Origin of the sequence: Granulicatella elegans ATCC 700633 (assembly GCF_000162475.2) — a bacterium.
GTDB lineage: Bacteria > Bacillota > Bacilli > Lactobacillales > Aerococcaceae > Granulicatella > Granulicatella elegans.
This window is the reverse complement of record NZ_KI391971.1, coordinates 1,387,730-1,405,397: the sequence shown is the minus strand read 5'-3', so window position 1 is coordinate 1,405,397 and position 17,668 is coordinate 1,387,730. Positions and strand designations below refer to the sequence as shown.

Annotated in this window: 34 protein-coding genes; all 34 read left to right on the top strand. The window is 36.4% G+C overall.

Annotation, left to right across the window (positions count from 1 at the left end; translation table 11 throughout):
• Positions 1-100 precede the first annotated feature (100 nt).
• The 34 genes from HMPREF0446_RS06685 (at position 101) to rplQ (ending at position 17,387) form a co-directional block, all read left to right on the top strand.
• Positions 101-1,138, top strand: coding sequence for an AEC family transporter (locus tag HMPREF0446_RS06685; RefSeq protein ID WP_006703261.1), 1,038 nt, complete (start codon positions 101-103; stop codon positions 1,136-1,138).
• Between the two features lie 87 nt (positions 1,139-1,225).
• Entirely contained in the window at positions 1,226-2,224 is a 999-nt protein-coding gene (locus tag HMPREF0446_RS06680) for a 2-hydroxyacid dehydrogenase (RefSeq protein ID WP_006703262.1), read from the top strand.
• 142 nt (positions 2,225-2,366) lie between these two features.
• Positions 2,367-2,558 (top strand): hypothetical protein, encoded by a 192-nt coding sequence (locus HMPREF0446_RS06675; protein ID WP_006703263.1) that lies wholly within the window; start codon positions 2,367-2,369, stop codon positions 2,556-2,558.
• Positions 2,559-2,570: 12 nt separating this feature from the next.
• On the top strand, positions 2,571-2,813 hold the full coding sequence (locus HMPREF0446_RS06670; RefSeq protein ID WP_006703264.1) for a hypothetical protein: 243 nt from the start codon (positions 2,571-2,573) through the stop codon (positions 2,811-2,813).
• Between the two features lie 20 nt (positions 2,814-2,833).
• The gene (locus HMPREF0446_RS06665) at positions 2,834-3,070 is read left to right on the top strand and encodes a hypothetical protein (protein WP_006703265.1); all 237 of its coding nucleotides are present in this window, start codon (positions 2,834-2,836) and stop codon (positions 3,068-3,070) included.
• Between the two features lie 371 nt (positions 3,071-3,441).
• Positions 3,442-3,750, top strand: a complete 309-nt coding sequence (gene rpsJ / locus HMPREF0446_RS06660; RefSeq protein WP_039849279.1) for a 30S ribosomal protein S10 — start codon at positions 3,442-3,444, stop codon at positions 3,748-3,750.
• 25 nt (positions 3,751-3,775) lie between these two features.
• On the top strand, positions 3,776-4,408 hold the full coding sequence (gene rplC / locus HMPREF0446_RS06655) for a 50S ribosomal protein L3 (protein ID WP_006703267.1): 633 nt from the start codon (positions 3,776-3,778) through the stop codon (positions 4,406-4,408).
• 26 nt (positions 4,409-4,434) lie between these two features.
• Positions 4,435-5,058: a 50S ribosomal protein L4 gene (gene rplD, locus HMPREF0446_RS06650; protein WP_006703268.1), complete on the top strand. Its 624-nt coding sequence runs from the start codon at positions 4,435-4,437 to the stop codon at positions 5,056-5,058.
• Positions 5,058-5,348 carry a 50S ribosomal protein L23 gene (gene rplW / locus HMPREF0446_RS06645; protein ID WP_006703269.1) on the top strand — a complete coding sequence of 97 codons (291 nt, stop codon included), beginning with the start codon at positions 5,058-5,060 and terminating at the stop codon, positions 5,346-5,348. The genes rplD and rplW overlap by 1 nt, the downstream gene beginning before the upstream one ends.
• A gap of 40 nt (positions 5,349-5,388) precedes the next feature.
• Positions 5,389-6,219, top strand: coding sequence for a 50S ribosomal protein L2 (rplB, locus tag HMPREF0446_RS06640; RefSeq protein WP_006703271.1), 831 nt, complete (start codon positions 5,389-5,391; stop codon positions 6,217-6,219).
• A 51-nt stretch (positions 6,220-6,270) separates the two neighbouring features.
• Complete coding sequence (gene rpsS / locus HMPREF0446_RS06635; protein WP_006703273.1) at positions 6,271-6,552, top strand: 30S ribosomal protein S19; 282 nt, start codon at positions 6,271-6,273, stop codon at positions 6,550-6,552.
• A 19-nt stretch (positions 6,553-6,571) separates the two neighbouring features.
• Entirely contained in the window at positions 6,572-6,928 is a 357-nt protein-coding gene (gene rplV, locus HMPREF0446_RS06630; protein WP_006703275.1) for a 50S ribosomal protein L22, read from the top strand.
• 3 nt (positions 6,929-6,931) lie between these two features.
• Complete coding sequence (rpsC, locus tag HMPREF0446_RS06625; RefSeq protein ID WP_006703277.1) at positions 6,932-7,594, top strand: 30S ribosomal protein S3; 663 nt, start codon at positions 6,932-6,934, stop codon at positions 7,592-7,594.
• A 2-nt stretch (positions 7,595-7,596) separates the two neighbouring features.
• Complete coding sequence (gene rplP / locus HMPREF0446_RS06620) at positions 7,597-8,031, top strand: 50S ribosomal protein L16 (RefSeq protein WP_006703278.1); 435 nt, start codon at positions 7,597-7,599, stop codon at positions 8,029-8,031.
• A complete protein-coding gene (gene rpmC, locus HMPREF0446_RS06615) occupies positions 8,021-8,227 on the top strand; it encodes a 50S ribosomal protein L29 (protein WP_006703280.1) in 207 nt (68 codons plus the stop codon). The genes rplP and rpmC overlap by 11 nt, the downstream gene beginning before the upstream one ends.
• A 24-nt stretch (positions 8,228-8,251) precedes the next feature.
• Positions 8,252-8,518 (top strand): 30S ribosomal protein S17, encoded by a 267-nt coding sequence (rpsQ, locus tag HMPREF0446_RS06610; RefSeq protein WP_006703281.1) that lies wholly within the window; start codon positions 8,252-8,254, stop codon positions 8,516-8,518.
• Positions 8,519-8,556: 38 nt separating this feature from the next.
• Complete coding sequence (rplN, locus tag HMPREF0446_RS06605) at positions 8,557-8,925, top strand: 50S ribosomal protein L14 (RefSeq protein WP_005607465.1); 369 nt, start codon at positions 8,557-8,559, stop codon at positions 8,923-8,925.
• Between the two features lie 30 nt (positions 8,926-8,955).
• Complete coding sequence (rplX, locus tag HMPREF0446_RS06600) at positions 8,956-9,267, top strand: 50S ribosomal protein L24 (protein WP_006703282.1); 312 nt, start codon at positions 8,956-8,958, stop codon at positions 9,265-9,267.
• A 24-nt stretch (positions 9,268-9,291) separates the two neighbouring features.
• Entirely contained in the window at positions 9,292-9,831 is a 540-nt protein-coding gene (rplE, locus tag HMPREF0446_RS06595) for a 50S ribosomal protein L5 (protein WP_006703283.1), read from the top strand.
• A gap of 26 nt (positions 9,832-9,857) precedes the next feature.
• On the top strand, positions 9,858-10,043 hold the full coding sequence (locus tag HMPREF0446_RS06590; protein WP_005607459.1) for a type Z 30S ribosomal protein S14: 186 nt from the start codon (positions 9,858-9,860) through the stop codon (positions 10,041-10,043).
• Positions 10,044-10,075: 32 nt separating this feature from the next.
• A complete protein-coding gene (gene rpsH / locus HMPREF0446_RS06585) occupies positions 10,076-10,474 on the top strand; it encodes a 30S ribosomal protein S8 (protein ID WP_006703284.1) in 399 nt (132 codons plus the stop codon).
• A gap of 26 nt (positions 10,475-10,500) precedes the next feature.
• Positions 10,501-11,037, top strand: a complete 537-nt coding sequence (rplF, locus tag HMPREF0446_RS06580; protein ID WP_006703285.1) for a 50S ribosomal protein L6 — start codon at positions 10,501-10,503, stop codon at positions 11,035-11,037.
• 59 nt (positions 11,038-11,096) lie between these two features.
• On the top strand, positions 11,097-11,462 hold the full coding sequence (rplR, locus tag HMPREF0446_RS06575; protein ID WP_040507629.1) for a 50S ribosomal protein L18: 366 nt from the start codon (positions 11,097-11,099) through the stop codon (positions 11,460-11,462).
• A 21-nt stretch (positions 11,463-11,483) separates the two neighbouring features.
• On the top strand, positions 11,484-11,984 hold the full coding sequence (gene rpsE / locus HMPREF0446_RS06570) for a 30S ribosomal protein S5 (protein WP_006703287.1): 501 nt from the start codon (positions 11,484-11,486) through the stop codon (positions 11,982-11,984).
• A gap of 13 nt (positions 11,985-11,997) precedes the next feature.
• A complete protein-coding gene (rpmD, locus tag HMPREF0446_RS06565) occupies positions 11,998-12,177 on the top strand; it encodes a 50S ribosomal protein L30 (protein WP_006703288.1) in 180 nt (59 codons plus the stop codon).
• Positions 12,178-12,209: 32 nt separating this feature from the next.
• Positions 12,210-12,650 (top strand): 50S ribosomal protein L15, encoded by a 441-nt coding sequence (gene rplO, locus HMPREF0446_RS06560; RefSeq protein ID WP_006703289.1) that lies wholly within the window; start codon positions 12,210-12,212, stop codon positions 12,648-12,650.
• Entirely contained in the window at positions 12,650-13,948 is a 1,299-nt protein-coding gene (secY, locus tag HMPREF0446_RS06555) for a preprotein translocase subunit SecY (protein ID WP_006703290.1), read from the top strand. Before rplO ends, secY begins: the two co-directional genes overlap by 1 nt.
• Before the next feature lie 68 nt (positions 13,949-14,016).
• On the top strand, positions 14,017-14,676 hold the full coding sequence (locus tag HMPREF0446_RS06550) for an adenylate kinase (RefSeq protein WP_006703291.1): 660 nt from the start codon (positions 14,017-14,019) through the stop codon (positions 14,674-14,676).
• Positions 14,677-14,788: 112 nt separating this feature from the next.
• Positions 14,789-15,007, top strand: coding sequence for a translation initiation factor IF-1 (gene infA / locus HMPREF0446_RS06545; protein WP_005607446.1), 219 nt, complete (start codon positions 14,789-14,791; stop codon positions 15,005-15,007).
• Positions 15,008-15,042: 35 nt separating this feature from the next.
• Complete coding sequence (gene rpmJ / locus HMPREF0446_RS06540; protein WP_005607444.1) at positions 15,043-15,156, top strand: 50S ribosomal protein L36; 114 nt, start codon at positions 15,043-15,045, stop codon at positions 15,154-15,156.
• 23 nt (positions 15,157-15,179) lie between these two features.
• Complete coding sequence (gene rpsM / locus HMPREF0446_RS06535) at positions 15,180-15,545, top strand: 30S ribosomal protein S13 (protein ID WP_006703292.1); 366 nt, start codon at positions 15,180-15,182, stop codon at positions 15,543-15,545.
• A gap of 27 nt (positions 15,546-15,572) precedes the next feature.
• Positions 15,573-15,959: a 30S ribosomal protein S11 gene (rpsK, locus tag HMPREF0446_RS06530; protein WP_005607440.1), complete on the top strand. Its 387-nt coding sequence runs from the start codon at positions 15,573-15,575 to the stop codon at positions 15,957-15,959.
• A gap of 70 nt (positions 15,960-16,029) precedes the next feature.
• Positions 16,030-16,974, top strand: coding sequence for a DNA-directed RNA polymerase subunit alpha (locus tag HMPREF0446_RS06525; RefSeq protein ID WP_006703293.1), 945 nt, complete (start codon positions 16,030-16,032; stop codon positions 16,972-16,974).
• Between the two features lie 32 nt (positions 16,975-17,006).
• A complete protein-coding gene (gene rplQ / locus HMPREF0446_RS06520; RefSeq protein ID WP_006703294.1) occupies positions 17,007-17,387 on the top strand; it encodes a 50S ribosomal protein L17 in 381 nt (126 codons plus the stop codon).
• Positions 17,388-17,668 lie beyond the last annotated feature (281 nt).

Genomic DNA, 17,668 nt, shown 5'->3' with positions numbered 1-17,668 from the left:
AACCAGAAATATTTTGCAAAAAAAACAAGAAATATGTTAAAATACTGTGGTGTGTACGAGGGTACATAAAAATAAAAATAGAAAAGGGGTTAATTTTTAGATGTCATCAGCTGAAATTCTGAAAATTTTAACTGCGCCAACATTTGTGGCAGCAATCTTTTCAACAATTTCTATTATTTTAGTCGGATATATTATTCGTAAAAAGGATATTGTTGATGCAAATAGTGGAAAGGTCATTAGTAACTTAGCGTTATCTGTTGCGATTCCTGCATTAGCGTTCAAAGCATTCATGCAAGATATTAAACAAGAAACATTTACAACAGGATTAAACGTATTTATTTTTGGTTTTATCGCTTATGCAATTTTAATTGTTTTAGGAGAGTTATTCTTCATGAAAGAGAAAGGGGATCGTAAAACAACTCTTTCTGTTTTAACAACATTTGGTTCAACAACGTTCTTCGGTATTCCAATTATTAACGGATTGCTAGGAGCAACTGGTACATTATATGCGAACATTTTCAATTTAGCTTATCGTGTATTTTTATATTCATATGGTTTAATTCGTATGAGTGGTATGAAATTCGAAAAGAAAAACTTAAAATTAATTTTTGGAAATATTATCGTTATTGCAACTTTTGCTGGTTTATTAATCTGGGTATTCCAAGGTTCATTACCACAAGTTGCTGTAATGGATAAAGATAAAGAAATTATGGTAGCTTTCTTACGTATCGATAAAACAGCTCCATGGTTATTTAAAGCTATTTCTTATTTAGCGGACTTAAGCTCACCATTAGCTTGGTTAGCAATCGGGATTACATTAGGTAACATTTCATTAGGTGATGCTGTAAAAGAACGTGCAGTTTGGTTCTATAGTTTAGTGAAATTATTAGTAGTTCCAGCTATCTTTGTGGCAATTATTTTTGCAGTACGTCCATTCTTACCAATGGGTTATGAAGCTGCAATGGGTATTATTATTATGCTTGCAACACCGCCTGCAACAGTAGCAGTAGCTTATGCGATTAAATATGATCGTGAAGCAGTTTTAGCAAGTAATGCGTCATTATTAGCAACAGTATTAAGTGTTGCAGCAGTAGTATTCTGGATTGTATTAGGATCAGTTATTTTAAAAGGTTTATAATCTAGTTTAAATAAAATTTTTGGAAATGGAAAAGTAGAACCATGTAAGACGGGGATACTTTTCCATTTCAATATTGGAGGAAAAAACGTGAAAGTATTAGCATACGGAGTTCGTGATGTAGAAAAACCAATTTTTGAAGCAGTGAATGCAAAATTTGGTTATGAATTAGTAACAACACCTGAATATTTAAATTCAGCAGAAACAGCACGATTAGCAGAAGGATGTCAAGCAGTTATTTTACGTGGGAATTGCTGGGCAAATAAAGAAAACTTAGATATTTATAAAGAATTAGGTGTAAAATATGTTATTACACGTACAGTAGGGGTAAACCACATTGATGCACCTTACGCACGTGAATTAGGATTTAAATTAGGATATGTGCCATTCTATTCACCAAATGCAATTAGTGAATTAGCAGTGACATTAGCGATGACATTATTAAGAAATGTTGCATACACAGTTTCAAAAACAAGTAAACAAGATTTCCGTGTAGATGCTCAAATGTTTGCGAAAGAAATCCGCAATTGTACAGTAGGTGTAGTAGGGATTGGCCGTATTGGTTTAACAACTGCAAGCTTATTCAAAGGATTAGGTGCAAAAGTTTTAGCTTATGATGCGTTCCCTAAAGAAGGAGTAGAAGATATTTGTACTCAAGTATCTTTAGATGAGTTATTAGCGAATTCAGATGTGATTAGTATTCATGCGCCATACATTCCAGCGAATGGAAAAGTTATTACAAAAGAATTTATTAGCAAAATGAAAAAAGGTGCTATCTTAGTAAACACAGCTCGTGGCGAATTACAAGATGTTGATGCTATTATCGAAGCGGTTGAATCTGGTCACTTGTCAGGTGTTGGTTTAGACGTATTAGAAGGAGAAAGTGTAGTATTCTTTAAAGACTTACAAGGTCAAACAATTGAAAATCCTGCAGTTGCAAAATTAGTAGACTTATATCCTCGTGTACTAATTACTCCACATATGGGAAGTTATACAGATGAAGCAGTATTAAACATGATTGAAACAAGTTTCGAAAATATTAAAGAATACGAAGAAACAGGTCAATGTAAATTTGATATCCAAGGTTAATTTGGAAAGGAACACTCTAAGCAAATGCTTAGAGTGTTTTTTTAAATGACTTTAGTCATGATAAGTAGTGACTTTAAGCACTCAACAATGAAAAAAGAATTAGCTATACTAGAAATGTAAAAACGTAAAGGAAGTGATTGGAATGACAGAAGTAAGAGAAAGTTACAAGATGAAAAAAATAGTTAAGAATTTATTTTGGTTCTATGTTGTAGTGTTGACGATGTTGATGGTGAAAGTATTTGTTGTAGGAGAATCAGTCGTTGACTATATAACAGGAGAAAAGTTTGTACTCTTCATTCCGATCCTATTAGGAGTCATTTCGGAAGAAGTTTAAGGAGGAATAACAATGAGAAAGAATGAAAATAACAAAGAAAAACAAATAAATATTACAGGAAGAACAATTTGGGCAGCGGTACTTATTATAAATGTAATTTTAATTTTGATTAAACTATTTAATCTGTATTACTTCAAACATTCGTTTGGAGAAGAGTTTAATTTCACCTATTTGATGTCAATATTTCCGACTTTCTTTTTATTCTTCGTGACAGCTAATATTGAAAAAGAAAAGAGTGAAAGTAAAAAATGGTAGAAGTTTAAGGAGGAATAACAATGAGAAAAGATGAAAATGCTAAAGAAAAACAAGTAAATATTACAGGAAGAAGAATTTGGGTTACAGCAATTATTATAAATGTAATTCCTATTTTGATTAAATTATTTAATGTATTGTACTTTAAACATTCATTTGGAGAAGAATTTAATTATCCTTACTCCATTTCGCTAGTCACAATTTTATTTTTATTCGTAGTAACAGCTATAATTGAAAAAAAGAAAAATAAAATTTTTTAACATAAATTTTTTAGAGAAAAAATTGTATTGGTTTTCATAATTTTTAAAACTTTAAATTAAACAGCTAGAAACATTGAAATAACAACGTTTCTAGCTGTTTTTACGCAAAAATGAAACACACGGAGGCGTTTGTATAAAAAAAGATTGATAAATCAACAAAAAAAGCTTGCATTTTTTCAAATTAGCATGTATACTATTAAAAGTGTCGCAGGGGATAAGTATGTCCACGTGCGATACCCCCTGTAAAGGAAACAGGGGTAGCTATGAAACGAGAGGTTGCGACACACCCGGACGCTTTGCCACGAAAGGGAAACGTCGGAAATTCGCGTGGAGCTAGTCTTATGACAACATTAGACGAAGGAGGAAAGAAAATGGCAAAACAAAAAATCCGTATCCGTTTGAAAGCTTACGAACACCGTGCGCTTGATCAATCAGCGGAAAAAATCGTAGAAACAGCAAAAAGAACTGGTGCTAGCGTAGCTGGTCCAATTCCATTGCCTACAGAAAGATCGCTATATACAGTTATTCGTGCGACTCACAAATATAAAGATTCTCGCGAACAATTTGAAATGCGTACTCACAAACGTTTGATTGACATTGTCAATCCAACACCAAAAACAGTTGATGCCTTAATGAAACTTGATTTACCAAGTGGCGTTGACATCGAAATCAAATTATAATTTATAGAAAAATGGAGGTGTAACCATGACCAAAGGAATCTTAGGCAAAAAAGTAGGGATGACTCAATACTTTACAGAAGCAGGTGAACTTATTCCTGTAACAGTTGTAGAAGTAACTCCAAACGTTGTTCTTCAATTAAAAACAATCGAAAACGACGGTTACGAAGCTGTTCAATTAGGTTTCGACGACTTACGTGAAGTTTTATCAAATCGCCCTGCAAAAGGTCATGTAGCAAAAGCAAATGCTACTCCTAAGCGCTTCATTCGTGAATTCAACAATGTCGAGCTTAGCGAGTACGAAGTAGGACAAGAAATCACTGTGGATGTATTTAAAGCAGGTGACATCGTTGACGTAACAGGAACATCTAAAGGAAAAGGTTTCCAAGGTGCGATTAAACGTCATGGTCAATCTCGTGGACCAATGGCTCACGGTTCTCGTTACCACCGTCGTCCTGGTTCAATGGGTGGAGCATCATTCCCATCACGCGTATTCAAAGGTAAAGCTTTACCTGGACAAATGGGTGGCAACCGTATCACTATTCAAAACCTTGAAGTGGTTAAAGTTGATGCAGAACGTAACGTTATCTTAATCAAAGGTAATGTACCAGGATCTAAAAAATCATTAGTAGAAATTAAAACAGCTATTAAATCAAAATAATTCAGTAAGGAAGGAGGAACGAGAGAATGACAAAAGTTACATTATACAAACAAGATGGAACAAAAAATGGAGAAATTGAGTTAAACTCAGACATCTTCGGAATTGAACCAAATGAAAATGTAGTATTCGACGCAGTAATCATGCAACGCGCTTCATTACGTCAAGGAACTCACGCAGTTAAAAACCGTAGTGCAGTAAGCGGAGGCGGCCGTAAACCATGGCGACAAAAAGGAACTGGTCGTGCTCGTCAAGGATCAATCCGTTCACCACAATGGCGTGGCGGAGGTATTGTATTCGGACCAACACCTCGTTCATATAGTTACAAATTACCAAGAAAAGTACGTCGCTTAGCGATTAAATCAGTATTATCACAAAAAGTATTAGATCAAAAGCTTGTTGTAGTGGAAGCATTACAATTCGACGCACCAAAAACAAAAGAGTTTGCACAAGTATTAGCTAACTTAAAAGTTGACACAAAAGTGTTAGTAGTTGTTGAGTCTTCAAACGAATTCGCACAATTAGCTGCACGTAACATTCCAAACGTAACAGTTGTTGATGAAACACAAGTTACTGTTTTAGATGTTGTAAACAACGATAAATTAGTATTAACACAAGCTGCTCTTTCTAAAGTAGAGGAGGGACTTCAATAATGGATGCACGTGACGTAATCAAACGCCCAATCATTACTGAAGCTTCAATGCTTGCTACTGACGAAAAGAAATATACTTTCGAAGTAGACGTACGCGCAAACAAAATCGAAGTACGTCAAGCCGTAGAAGAAATTTTTGGTGTTAAAGTAGAAAAAGTTAACATCTTAAATGTACGTGCTAAATTCAAACGTGTTGGCCGCTATGCTGGTTACACAAACAAACGTCGTAAAGCAATCGTGAAGCTTACAAAAGACTCAAAAGATATTCAAATCTTCGCTGAAGAAGCATAATCTTCGAAGCAAAACTACTATTATATAGGAGGAATTAGACGTGGCGATTAAAAAATATAATCCAACCTCAAACGGCCGTCGTAATATGACAGGTTATGATTTCAGCGAAATTACAAAGTCAACACCAGAAAAAACTTTGTTAGAATCATCAAAAAACAACGCTGGTCGTAACAGCCAAGGTAAAATTACTGTACGTCACCAAGGTGGCGGACACAAACGTGCTTATCGTGTGATTGACTTCAAACGTAACAAAGATAACGTTGAAGGAGTTGTTCACTCAATCGAGTACGATCCAAACCGTTCAGCAAACATTGCTTTAATTCACTATGTTGATGGTGTGAAAGCATATATCATTGCTCCAAAAGGTTTACAAGTAGGACAACGTATCGAATCAGGCGTTAATGCTGATATCAAAGTTGGTAATGCATTACCATTAGGAAGCATTCCAGTCGGTACTGTTATCCACAACATTGAAACAAAACCAGGTAAAGGCGGACAATTAGTTCGTTCAGCTGGTACAAGTGCACAAGTACTTGGTCAAGAAGGTAAATACACTTTAGTTCGTTTGAACTCAGGTGAAGTTCGTATGATTTTAGCAACTTGCCGTGCAACAATCGGTACTGTTGGTAACGAACAACATGAATTAATTAACATTGGTAAAGCTGGTCGTGCTCGTTGGAAACGTAAACGTCCAGAAGTTCGTGGATCTGTAATGAACCCTAACGATCACCCACACGGTGGTGGTGAAGGTCGTGCTCCAATCGGACGTCCAACACCAGTATCTCCATGGGGTAAACCAGCTCTTGGATACAAGACTCGCAGCAAGAAAGCTCGTTCAAACAAACTTATTGTTCGTGGTCGTAAAAAATAATTATTAAAACAAATCTGATTCTATTAAAATTTTGGAAGGAGGATTTCCATAATGGGTCGTAGTTTGAAAAAAGGACCTTTCGTCGATGAACATTTGATGAAAAAGGTTGAAGCAGCTCAAGGAAGCGACAAAAAAGTAGTGATCAAAACTTGGTCTCGTCGTTCAACAATTTTCCCAAACTTTGTTGGACAAACAATTGCTGTATATGACGGCAGAAAACATGTTCCAGTTTATATTCAAGAAGACATGGTAGGACACAAACTAGGTGAATTCGCACCAACAAGAACTTACCGTGGTCATGCAAATGATGATAAGAAGAGTAAACGTAAATAACGAGGGGAGGACTTAAACTATGTCAGAACAAATCACATCTGCAAAAGCAGTTGCTAAAACAGTTCGTATTGCACCTCGTAAAGCTCGTCTTGTTGTCGATCTAATTAGAGGTAAAAAAATCGGTGATGCAATTTCAATCTTGAAATTCACACCACGTGCAGCTTCACCAATCGTAGAGAAAGTGTTGATGTCTGCAATTGCAAATGCTGAACACAATTTCGACTTAGATGTTGAAAACTTATATGTAAGTGAAGCATACGTGAACGAAGGACCAACAATGAAACGTTTCCGTCCACGTGCTAAAGGTTCAGCTTCACAAATCTTAAAACGCACAAGCCACATCACTGTAGTGGTATCAGAGAAGAAGGAGGGATAATCAGTGGGTCAAAAAATTCATCCAATTGGAATGCGTGTCGGAATCATCCGTGACTGGGATTCAAAATGGTACGCAGAAAAAGATTTCGCAGAATTCTTGCATGAAGATTTAAAAATCCGTGATTATATCCGTAAACAATTAAGCGATGCTAGCGTTTCAACAATTGAAGTTGAACGTGCAGCTAACCGCGTTAATGTTTCAATCCACACTGCAAAACCTGGTATGGTTATCGGTAAAGGTGGATCTGAAGTTGATAAATTACGTACAAACTTAAACAAATTAACAGGTAAAAAAGTACACATCAACATCGTGGAAATCAAAAAACCTGATTTAGATGCAAAATTAGTTGCTGAAGGAATTGCTCGCGACTTAGAACGTCGTATCGCTTTCCGTCGTGCACAAAAACAAGCTATCCAACGTACAATGCGTGCAGGTGCTAAAGGAATTAAAACAATGGTATCAGGTCGTTTAAACGGTGCAGATATCGCTCGTTCAGAAAGCTATTCTGAAGGAACAGTTCCATTACACACATTACGTGCAGATATTGACTACGCTTGGGAAGAAGCAGATACTACTTACGGAAAATTAGGTGTTAAAACTTGGATTTACCGTGACGAAGTATTACCAACAAGAAAGAACAACAACTCTGAGAAAGGAGGGAAATAAACATGTTAGTACCAAAACGTGTAAAACACCGTCGTGAATTCCGTGGAAAAATGCGCGGGGAAGCTAAAGGTGGTAAAGAAGTAGTATTCGGTACATACGGTTTACAAGCAACAGAATCTCACTGGATTACAAACCGTCAAATCGAAGCAGCTCGTATTGCAATGACTCGTTATATGAAACGTGGTGGGAAAGTATGGATTAAAATTTTCCCTCACAAATCATACACAGCTAAAGCTATCGGGGTACGTATGGGTTCTGGTAAAGGGGCACCTGAAGGTTGGGTAGCACCAGTTAAACGTGGTAAAATCATGTTTGAAATTGCTGGAGTTTCAGAAGAAGTAGCTCGTGAAGCTTTACGTTTGGCATCACACAAATTGCCAGTTAAAACAAAATTTGTGAAACGCGAAGAAAATGGTGGTGAATCGAATGAAGGTTAATGCACTTAGAAAAGAACTTAAAGGGTTATCCACTGCTGAACTTGTTGAAAAAGAAAAAGAATTAAAGCAAGAACTATTCAACTTACGATTCCAACTTGCTACTGGTCAATTAGAAGGTACAGCACGCATTCGTGAAGTACGTAAACAAATTGCGCGTATCAAGACTGCATTGCGTCAAGAAGAATTGCAAAAATAATCATCAGCAAAGGAGGCAATGAACATGACTGTAGAACGTAACCAACGTAAAGTGTATCAAGGTCGCGTTGTTTCAGATAAGATGGAAAAGACTATTGTAGTTGCTATTGAAACTTACAAACGTCACAAAACTTACGGAAAACGCGTTAAATATACGAAAAAATTTGTAGCTCATGATGAAAATAACTCAGCTAAAATCGGTGATATTGTTAAGATCATGGAAACTCGTCCATTGTCAGCAACAAAACGTTTCCGTTTAGTTGAGATTGTTGAAGAAGCAGTAATTATTTAATTTCAAATTGTGTATACATTTGAAAGGAGGAACCAATAGTGATTCAAACAGAAACTCGTTTAAAAGTGGCTGACAACTCAGGCGCTCGTGAAGTATTGACAATTAGAGTTCTAGGCGGATCTGGCCGCAAAACAGCTAACATCGGTGACGTAATCGTTGCATCTGTTAAACAAGCAACACCAGGTGGGGTTGTTAAAAAAGGTGACGTTGTTAAAGCTGTAATCGTTCGTACGAAATCAGGAGCTCGTCGTAAAGACGGTTCTTACATTAAATTCGACGAAAACGCATGTGTAATCATTCGTGATGACAAGAGCCCTCGTGGAACACGTATCTTTGGACCAGTTGCACGTGAATTACGTGATAACAACTATATGAAGATCGTTTCATTAGCTCCAGAAGTATTATAATTCTCATCAAAATCGAAGGAGGTGTAACACATGCACGTAAAAACTGGTGATAAAGTTAAAGTAATCTCAGGTAAATACAAAGGAAAAGAAGGAGTAATCCTAAAAAGTTTTCCAAAACAAAACCGAGTTCTTGTTGAAGGTGTGAACATTGTTAAGAAACATCAAAAACCATCTCAAGCTAACCAAACAGGCGGCGTAGTTGAAATGGAAGCACCAATTCATGTTTCAAACGTAATGCTAATTGACCCTTCAACAGGTGCAGCTACACGTGTTAGCTACAAGGTTGAAAATGGTAAAAAAGTTCGCGTGTCTAAACGCACAGGCGAAGTACTAGATAAGTAATTTTAGGAAGGAGGACCATCCTGCATGAATCGCTTAAATGCAAAATACAAAAACGAAGTGGTAGCTTCTTTAATGGAAAAGTTTAACTACAAATCAATTATGGAAGTACCTAAAGTAGAAAAAATCGTTATCAACATGGGTGTTGGTGATGCAACATCAAACGCTAAAAACTTAGAAAAAGCAGTTGAAGAATTAACATTAATTTCTGGTCAAAAACCAGTTGTTACTACAGCTAAAAAATCAATCGCTGGTTTCCGTTTACGTGAAGGTATGCCTATCGGTACTAAAGTTACTTTACGTGGTGAACGTATGTATGATTTCTTAGATAAATTAGTAACAGTTTCATTACCTCGTGTACGTGACTTCCGTGGAATCTCTAAAAAATCATTTGACGGACGTGGAAACTACACTTTAGGTGTGAAAGAACAATTAATCTTCCCTGAAATTGACTACGATCGCGTAGACAAAGTACGTGGTATGGATATCGTTATCGTAACTACAGCTAAATCAGACGAAGAAGCTAAAGAATTATTAACTCAACTTGGAATGCCTTTCCAAAAATAAAATAAAACTCACAGGAGGCGAGTAGTTTGGCTAAAAAATCAATGATCGCAAAGAACAAACGTCCAAAAAAATATTCAACACAAGAATATACTCGTTGTGAACGTTGTGGTCGACCACATTCAGTTTATCGTAAATTCAAACTTTGCCGTATTTGTTTACGTGAGCTTGCCTATAAAGGGCAAATCCCAGGAATGAAGAAAGCAAGTTGGTAATCATTACTACTTGATAAAGGAGGTACTCATTAATGGTTATGACAGATCCAATCGCGGATTTCTTAACTCGTATTCGTAATGCGAACATGGTTCGTCACGAATCTTTAGAAGTTCCGTCATCAAATATGAAAGTGGCTATTGCTAACATCTTAAAATCTGAAGGATTTATCAAAGACTTCACAGTTGAAGAAGATGGCAAGCAAGGTGTCATGAAAGTATTCTTGAAATATGGAAAAAATAACGAACGTGTAATCACAGGATTGAAACGTATTTCTAAACCTGGTTTACGTGTGTACGCTAAAACAGGCGAAGTTCCTAAAGTATTAAACGGTTTAGGTATCGCTATCGTATCAACATCTGAAGGTGTTATTACAGACAAAGAAGCAAGAGCTAAAAACGTAGGTGGAGAAGTTCTAGCATACGTTTGGTAATCTAGAAAACAAGGAGGTGCAGCCAAGTGAGCCGTATCGGAAATAAACCAGTTGTTATCCCAGCAGGCGTAACAATCGACTTAAAGGACAATACAGTAACTGTTAAAGGTCCAAAAGGTGAATTATCATATACATTCAACCAAAATATCACATTAGTTCAAAACGAAGGTGAAGTTGTTTTCACTCGTCCAGATGACTCAAAAGAAAACAAAACAATCCACGGAACAACTCGCGCAGTATTCAACAACATGGTTGTTGGTGTTACTGAAGGATTCCAAAGAGAATTGGAATTAATCGGGGTTGGGTATCGTGCTCAATTACAAGGTAAAAAACTTGTATTAAACGTTGGATATTCTCATCCAGTGGAATTCACACCGGAAGAAGGAATTGAAATCGAAGTTCCTTCAAATACTAAAGTTATCGTAAAAGGTTATGACAAACAAAAAGTTGGTGAATTAGCTGCTAACATTCGTGGCGTACGTCCACCAGAACCATATAAAGGTAAAGGTATTCGTTACGTTAATGAATTTGTACGTCGTAAAGAAGGTAAAACAGGTAAATAATTTTCGTAATTATTTACCTTTTGTTGCGCTATTAGTCGCATAAAAATATATTATAAGAGGTGAAAATTGTGATTACAAAACCAGACAAAAATAAAGTGCGTCAAAACCGTCACGCACGTGTTCGTCGCAAAATTTCTGGTACTGCTGAGTGCCCACGCTTGAACGTTTTTCGTTCTAACAAAAACATCTACGCTCAACTAATTGATGACGTAGCGGGTGTGACGCTAGCAAGTGCCTCTACTTTAGATACAAATGTAGAAAATGGAACAAAAACAGAGGAAGCTGTTGCAGTTGGTAAATTAATTGCAGAACGTGGACTTGAAAAAAATATTAAGAAAGTAGTCTTTGACCGTGGTGGATACTTATACCATGGACGTGTAAAAGCTTTAGCTGAAGCAGCACGTGAAAATGGACTAGTATTCTAGGAAAAGGAGGACCCACAATTCATGGTTAATATTGATGCAAGAAACTTAGAATTAGAAGATCGTGTAGTTGCGATTAACCGCGTTACAAAAGTTGTAAAAGGTGGACGTCGTTTACGTTTTGCTGCTTTAGTTGTTGTAGGTGACCGTAATGGACATGTTGGTTTCGGTACTGGTAAAGCTCAAGAAGTACCAGAAGCTATCCGTAAAGCAATCGAAGATGCTAAGAAAAACTTAATTGAAGTACCAACAAGTGGTTCTACAATTCCTCACGAAGTTATCGGACGTTTCTGCGGTGGTAATGTGTTATTAAAACCAGCTCAAGCCGGTTCAGGAGTTGCTGCAGGTGGACCAGTTCGTGCCGTTGTTGAATTAGCAGGTATCGCTGACGTAACTTCAAAATCTTTAGGTTCAAACACACCTGTAAACATGGTTCGTGCTACAATCGAAGGTTTGAAACAATTAAAACGTGTTGAAGATGTTGCTGCATTACGTGGCAAATCAGTTGAAGAATTATTAGGATAGGAGGACATAGAAAATGGCAGAATTAAAGATCACTTTAAAGAAAAGCTTGATTGGACGTCCTCAAAACCAAATTGATACTTGTAAAGCATTAGGCTTAACAAAAATTCGTTCAACAGTTGTAAAACCAGCTAACGATGCTATCAAAGGCATGGTTAACACAGTATCACATCTAGTGGATGTTGAGGAAGTTTAATTAATCAACTTATAAGAGGAGGTGCCCGAAACATGAAACTTCATGAATTACAACCAGCTGAAGGTTCACGTAAAGAACGTAACCGTGTTGGTAGAGGTCAAGGTTCAGGAAACGGAAAAACTGCAGGACGCGGTAGCAAAGGTCAAAAAGCTCGTTCAGGCGGTGGCGTTAGATTAGGATTCGAAGGTGGACAAACTCCATTGTTCCGTCGTTTACCAAAACGTGGTTTCCAAAATATCAATCGTAAAGAATACGCAGTCGTAAATCTAGAAACATTAAACCGTTTCGAAGATGGACAAGAAGTGACTGCTGCTGTACTAGTTGAGGCTGGTATCGTTAAAAACGAGAAAGACGGTATCAAAGTATTAGCAAACGGAAAACTTGAACGTAAGTTAACTGTTAAAGCAAATAAATTCTCTCAAGCAGCAAAAGAAGCAATTGAAGCTGCAGGTGGAACTGTAGAGGTGATTTAATGTTCTCTCTACTAAAAAATGCGATTACAACCAAGGATATTAGACAACGTCTTTTATATACACTAATGGTATTAGTGGTATTCCGAATTGGTACGCATATTACAGTTCCCGGTGTTAATGCTTCAGCTATTGAAACATTTGCATCAACGGGTTTCTTTGGTATTTTAAATACTTTTAGTGGTGGGGCGCTATCGAACTTCTCAATCTTTTCGATGGGAGTTTCGCCTTACATCACTGCGTCAATCGTAGTCCAATTATTACAAATGGATATTCTTCCTACATTCGTAGAATGGTCTAAACAAGGGGAAGTTGGTCGACGTAAATTAAATACCGCTACTCGTTATTTAACAATCGTAATTGGATTCTTCCAAGCATTCGCGATTTCATTTGGTTTCAATGCTTATGCAAACTATGGATTAATTAATAATCCTGGAATTTCAACATACTTGTTGATTGCGTTAGTTTTAACTGCAGGAACAATGTTTGTTACATGGTTAGGGGATATGATCACTGTTAATGGGATTAGTAATGGGGTTTCTATTATTATCTTTGCAGGGATTGTAGCTCGAATGCCACATGATATTTATGAATTTTATGTCAATCAATTACAAGGAAAAGCCGATGAAGAGTTATATAAAGCTTACGGATTCACTGCTGCTTTAGCAGTTGCAATTATCCTTGTTGTAATGTTAGTAGTATATATTGAACAAGCGCAACGTCGTTTACCAATTTCATACTCTAAACGTCCAACAGGGGCTAGTGAAGCTTCATGGCTACCATTGAAAATTAACTCAGCAGGGGTTATTCCAGTAATTTTTGCAAGTTCGTTTATAGCATTACCTCAAACTGTATTAAGTGCTGTTCATGGTCAATACAGTGAGGAAAGTTGGTATCAAGTTGCAACAAATATATTTGATTACCAAAAACCAGCAGGTGCAAGTTTATATATCTTTTTAATAGTAGTATTTACTTACTTCTATGCATTTGTACAAGTTAACCCTGAAAAAGTTGCGGAAAACTTACAAAAACAAGGTGGTTACATCTTAAGTGTAAGACCAGGTAAAGAAACAGAACATTATATTTCTGGAATGCTTTTAAGATTGAGTACAGTCGGAGCACTTTACTTAGGTGGTATTTCATTATTACCAATGATTGCTGCAGCTTTGTGGAACCTACCACGTGGTTTAATGTTAGGTGGAACAAACTTACTAATCGTAGTTGGGGTTGCACTTGAAATTAGCCGTCAAATTGAAGGCCGCGCAATTAAACGTAAATATAAAGGGTTTATCCAAGAGTAATGAGGAAGATTGACAAAATATTTTTGAATGTTTTGTCTTTTCTTCATCTACAATGTAAAGGAGATATTATGAATATTATTTTAATGGGCTTACCTGGAGCAGGTAAAGGAACTCAAGCAGAAAAAATTGTTGCTACTTATAACATTCCACATATTTCAACTGGCGATATGTTCCGTGCAGCAATGCAACAAGGAACAGAATTAGGACTAAAAGCTAAATCTTTCATGGATAAAGGTGAATTAGTTCCTGATGAAGTAACAAATGGAATTGTTAAGGAACGTTTACAAGCAGACGATACTAAAAACGGATTTTTATTGGATGGTTTTCCAAGAACTCAAGCTCAAGCTGAAGCACTTGATAAAATTATGGATGAATTAGGTCGTAAAATTGATGCTGTTATCAATATTGATGTAAATCCAGAAATTTTAATGCAACGTCTAACTGGACGTTTCATTTGCAGAACTTGTGGAGCTACTTATCACAAAATCAATAAACCAACTAAAGTAGAAGGTACATGTGATCGTTGTGGAGGACACGATTTCTACCAACGTGAAGATGACAAACCTGAAACTGTTGAAAATCGTATTCAAATTAATATTGAACAATCAAAACCAATCTTAAACTACTACAATGCAAAAGAAGTTTTACATAATGTAGATGGTGAAAGCGGGATTGATCATTTGTTTAACACAATTCAATCAATTATGGGCGAACCGCACCAAGCTTAACCTGTTATCTTGCATTTATTGTAGCTGAAATGGTATAATTAGAAAGTTAGATAACGGTAGAAGTCCGTCAGTAAAATCCGTAACAACTTTTTAAAAGTGAGGAGGATGAAGCATGGCAAAGGAAGACGTAATTGAAATTGAAGGTATTGTTAATGAAACATTACCAAATGCGATGTTCAAGGTCGAACTTGAAAATGGTCATGAGGTTTTAGCGCATGTATCTGGAAAAATCCGGATGCACTATATTAAGATTTTACCGGGCGATAAAGTAACGGTTGAATTATCACCTTACGATTTAACGCGCGGAAGAATCACATATCGCTTTAAATAATGGACTCCGTTAATGATATAAAGGAGGGAACTTAAATGAAAGTTAGAGCATCAGTAAAACCAATTTGCGAAAAATGTAAAGTAATTAAACGCAATGGTAAAGTTATGGTGATTTGTCAAAATCCCAAACATAAACAACGTCAAGGATAATTTATAAGGAGGTACTTAAAAGTATGGCTCGTATTGCAGGTGTGGATATTCCACGTGAAAAACGTGTTGTTATTTCTTTAACCTATATCTACGGTATCGGTGTTACGACTTCTAAACAAGTATTAGCTGCTGCTAATGTAAGTGAAGATACTCGTGTTCGTGATTTATCAAATGATGAATTAGACCGTATCCGTGCAGAAGTGGATAAACTAAAAATTGAAGGTGACTTACGTCGTGAAGTGAACTTAAACATCAAACGTTTGATGGAAATTGGTTCATATCGTGGTGTTCGCCATCGTCGTGGTTTACCAGTTCGTGGTCAAAATACTAAAAACAATGCTCGTACTCGTAAAGGCCCAGCTAAGGCTATTGCAGGTAAGAAAAAATAATTTAGAGAAGAAGGAGGTTAATTCTTCATGGCAAAGAAAGTTGTACGCAAACGCCGCGTGAAAAAGAATATTGAATCTGGTGTAGCTCACATCCGTTCAACATTTAATAATACAATTGTTATGATTACAGATGTACATGGAAATGCTGTTTCATGGTCTTCTGCAGGTGCTTTAGGATTTAAAGGTTCTAAAAAATCAACACCATTTGCTGCTCAAATGGCTGCTGAATCTGCTGCGAAAGGTTCAATGGAGCATGGTATGAAAACAGTTGAAGTTTCAGTTAAAGGTCCTGGTTCAGGTCGTGAAGCTGCAATTCGTTCATTACAAGCTACTGGTTTAGAAGTTACAGCAATTCGTGACGTAACACCAATCCCTCATAATGGATGTCGTCCTCCAAAACGCCGTCGTGTGTAATGGATTGTTATTGTTGAATTTTGTTGGACAATCGCACATTGTACGTACGTTTTGAAAGGGGTAAAAAATAATGATCGAAATTGAAAAACCAAAAATTGAAACGATTGAGATCAGCGAAGATGCTAAATTTGGTAAATTCGTTGTTGAGCCACTTGAACGCGGTTATGGTACTACATTAGGGAACTCATTACGCCGTATTCTATTATCGTCACTCCCTGGTACTGCAGTAACAGATATCCAAATGGATGGCGTGTTACATGAATTTTCAACAATAGATGGCGTGGTAGAAGATGTTGCTGCAATCATTTTAAATATTAAAAAAATTGCATTAAAATCTTTTAGCGAAGATGATAAGGTGTTAGAAATCGATATCGTTGGTCCTGCTGTAGTTACAGCTGGAGATATTAAACATGATAGTGATATCGAAATCCTTAACCCTGATTTATATATTTGTACAGTAGCTGAAGGTCATCGCTTCCATGTTCGTATGAACGCTAAAAATGGTCGTGGTTATGTTCGTGCTGACTATAATAAATCTGATAATATGCCAATTGGTGTTATCCCAATTGATTCTATTTATACTCCGATTAGTAAAGTGAATTACCAAGTCGAAAATACTCGTATTGGTCAAAAAAATATTTATGATAAATTAACGCTTGATGTATGGACAGATGGTTCAATCTCTCCAGAAGAAGCAATTAGTTTAGCAGCTCGTATTTTAACTGAGCACTTAAATATTTTTGTTAATTTAACAGATGAAACTCGCCAAGTAGAAATTATGGTCGAAAAAGAAGAAACTCAAAAAGAGAAAATGCTTGAAATGACTATTGAAGAATTGGACTTATCAGTTCGTTCTTATAACTGCTTAAAACGTGCGGGAATTAATACTGTACAAGAATTAACAAATAAATCTGAAGCTGAAATGATCAAAGTTCGTAACTTAGGTCGTAAATCGCTTGAAGAAGTTAAACACAAATTAATCGAATTAAATTTAGATTTACGTCGTGAAGACTAATAGAAACTCTTAAGAAGGAGGAATATTAAAAAATGGCTTATCGTAAATTAGGACGTACAAGTTCACAACGTAAAGCGTTATTACGTGACTTGACAACTGACTTAATTATTAACGAACGCATCGTTACAACTGAAGCTCGTGCTAAAGAAATCCGCTCAACTGTTGAGAAAATGATTACTTTAGGTAAACGTGGAGATTTACATGCTCGTCGTCAAGCAGCTGCATATGTTCGTAACGAGGTAGCAGATGTACGTGAAGAAGGCGAAGGAATCGTTGTTGAAACTGCATTACAAAAATTATTCAATGGTTTAGCATCACGTTACAGCGAACGTCAAGGTGGATACACTCGTATTCTTAAAACTGAACCTCGTCGTGGCGATGCTGCACCAATGGTTATCATTGAATTAGTTTAATAAATAAACAAACACTTTTCGATGGTTGAAATGAGCGTCATGATGGTAATAATCATCTTGCGGTTGTGAGATGAGAAGTCTGAGGCTACTGTAAAGTAGCCTTATTCTTTCTCATGATTATTTAGTCTAGCTCGCTGTCTCCCCGCCAGCGTTGGCGGGAAGGCACTTCATCATGAAGGTGTCTTTTTTTGTTTATATACATATTTTGTTTTTTATACATATTATAAAAGGTTAAGAGGTGAAGAAATTGACTCAACCAGTTATTTCAATTAAAAATATTC

Coding starts and splice junctions, on each gene's coding strand:
- HMPREF0446_RS06685 (WP_006703261.1), top strand. CDS start 101: ATGTCATCAGCTGAAATTCTGAAAATTTTAACTGCGCCAACATTTGTG.
- HMPREF0446_RS06675 (WP_006703263.1), top strand. CDS start 2,367: ATGACAGAAGTAAGAGAAAGTTACAAGATGAAAAAAATAGTTAAGAAT.
- HMPREF0446_RS06670 (WP_006703264.1), top strand. CDS start 2,571: ATGAGAAAGAATGAAAATAACAAAGAAAAACAAATAAATATTACAGGA.
- HMPREF0446_RS06665 (WP_006703265.1), top strand. CDS start 2,834: ATGAGAAAAGATGAAAATGCTAAAGAAAAACAAGTAAATATTACAGGA.
- rpsJ (WP_039849279.1), top strand. CDS start 3,442: ATGGCAAAACAAAAAATCCGTATCCGTTTGAAAGCTTACGAACACCGT.
- rplC (WP_006703267.1), top strand. CDS start 3,776: ATGACCAAAGGAATCTTAGGCAAAAAAGTAGGGATGACTCAATACTTT.
- rplD (WP_006703268.1), top strand. CDS start 4,435: ATGACAAAAGTTACATTATACAAACAAGATGGAACAAAAAATGGAGAA.
- rplW (WP_006703269.1), top strand. CDS start 5,058: ATGGATGCACGTGACGTAATCAAACGCCCAATCATTACTGAAGCTTCA.
- rpsS (WP_006703273.1), top strand. CDS start 6,271: ATGGGTCGTAGTTTGAAAAAAGGACCTTTCGTCGATGAACATTTGATG.
- rplV (WP_006703275.1), top strand. CDS start 6,572: ATGTCAGAACAAATCACATCTGCAAAAGCAGTTGCTAAAACAGTTCGT.
- rplP (WP_006703278.1), top strand. CDS start 7,597: ATGTTAGTACCAAAACGTGTAAAACACCGTCGTGAATTCCGTGGAAAA.
- rpmC (WP_006703280.1), top strand. CDS start 8,021: ATGAAGGTTAATGCACTTAGAAAAGAACTTAAAGGGTTATCCACTGCT.
- rpsQ (WP_006703281.1), top strand. CDS start 8,252: ATGACTGTAGAACGTAACCAACGTAAAGTGTATCAAGGTCGCGTTGTT.
- rplX (WP_006703282.1), top strand. CDS start 8,956: ATGCACGTAAAAACTGGTGATAAAGTTAAAGTAATCTCAGGTAAATAC.
- rplE (WP_006703283.1), top strand. CDS start 9,292: ATGAATCGCTTAAATGCAAAATACAAAAACGAAGTGGTAGCTTCTTTA.
- rpsH (WP_006703284.1), top strand. CDS start 10,076: ATGGTTATGACAGATCCAATCGCGGATTTCTTAACTCGTATTCGTAAT.
- rpsE (WP_006703287.1), top strand. CDS start 11,484: ATGGTTAATATTGATGCAAGAAACTTAGAATTAGAAGATCGTGTAGTT.
- rpmD (WP_006703288.1), top strand. CDS start 11,998: ATGGCAGAATTAAAGATCACTTTAAAGAAAAGCTTGATTGGACGTCCT.
- rplO (WP_006703289.1), top strand. CDS start 12,210: ATGAAACTTCATGAATTACAACCAGCTGAAGGTTCACGTAAAGAACGT.
- secY (WP_006703290.1), top strand. CDS start 12,650: ATGTTCTCTCTACTAAAAAATGCGATTACAACCAAGGATATTAGACAA.
- HMPREF0446_RS06550 (WP_006703291.1), top strand. CDS start 14,017: ATGAATATTATTTTAATGGGCTTACCTGGAGCAGGTAAAGGAACTCAA.
- infA (WP_005607446.1), top strand. CDS start 14,789: ATGGCAAAGGAAGACGTAATTGAAATTGAAGGTATTGTTAATGAAACA.
- rpmJ (WP_005607444.1), top strand. CDS start 15,043: ATGAAAGTTAGAGCATCAGTAAAACCAATTTGCGAAAAATGTAAAGTA.
- rpsM (WP_006703292.1), top strand. CDS start 15,180: ATGGCTCGTATTGCAGGTGTGGATATTCCACGTGAAAAACGTGTTGTT.
- rpsK (WP_005607440.1), top strand. CDS start 15,573: ATGGCAAAGAAAGTTGTACGCAAACGCCGCGTGAAAAAGAATATTGAA.
- HMPREF0446_RS06525 (WP_006703293.1), top strand. CDS start 16,030: ATGATCGAAATTGAAAAACCAAAAATTGAAACGATTGAGATCAGCGAA.
- rplQ (WP_006703294.1), top strand. CDS start 17,007: ATGGCTTATCGTAAATTAGGACGTACAAGTTCACAACGTAAAGCGTTA.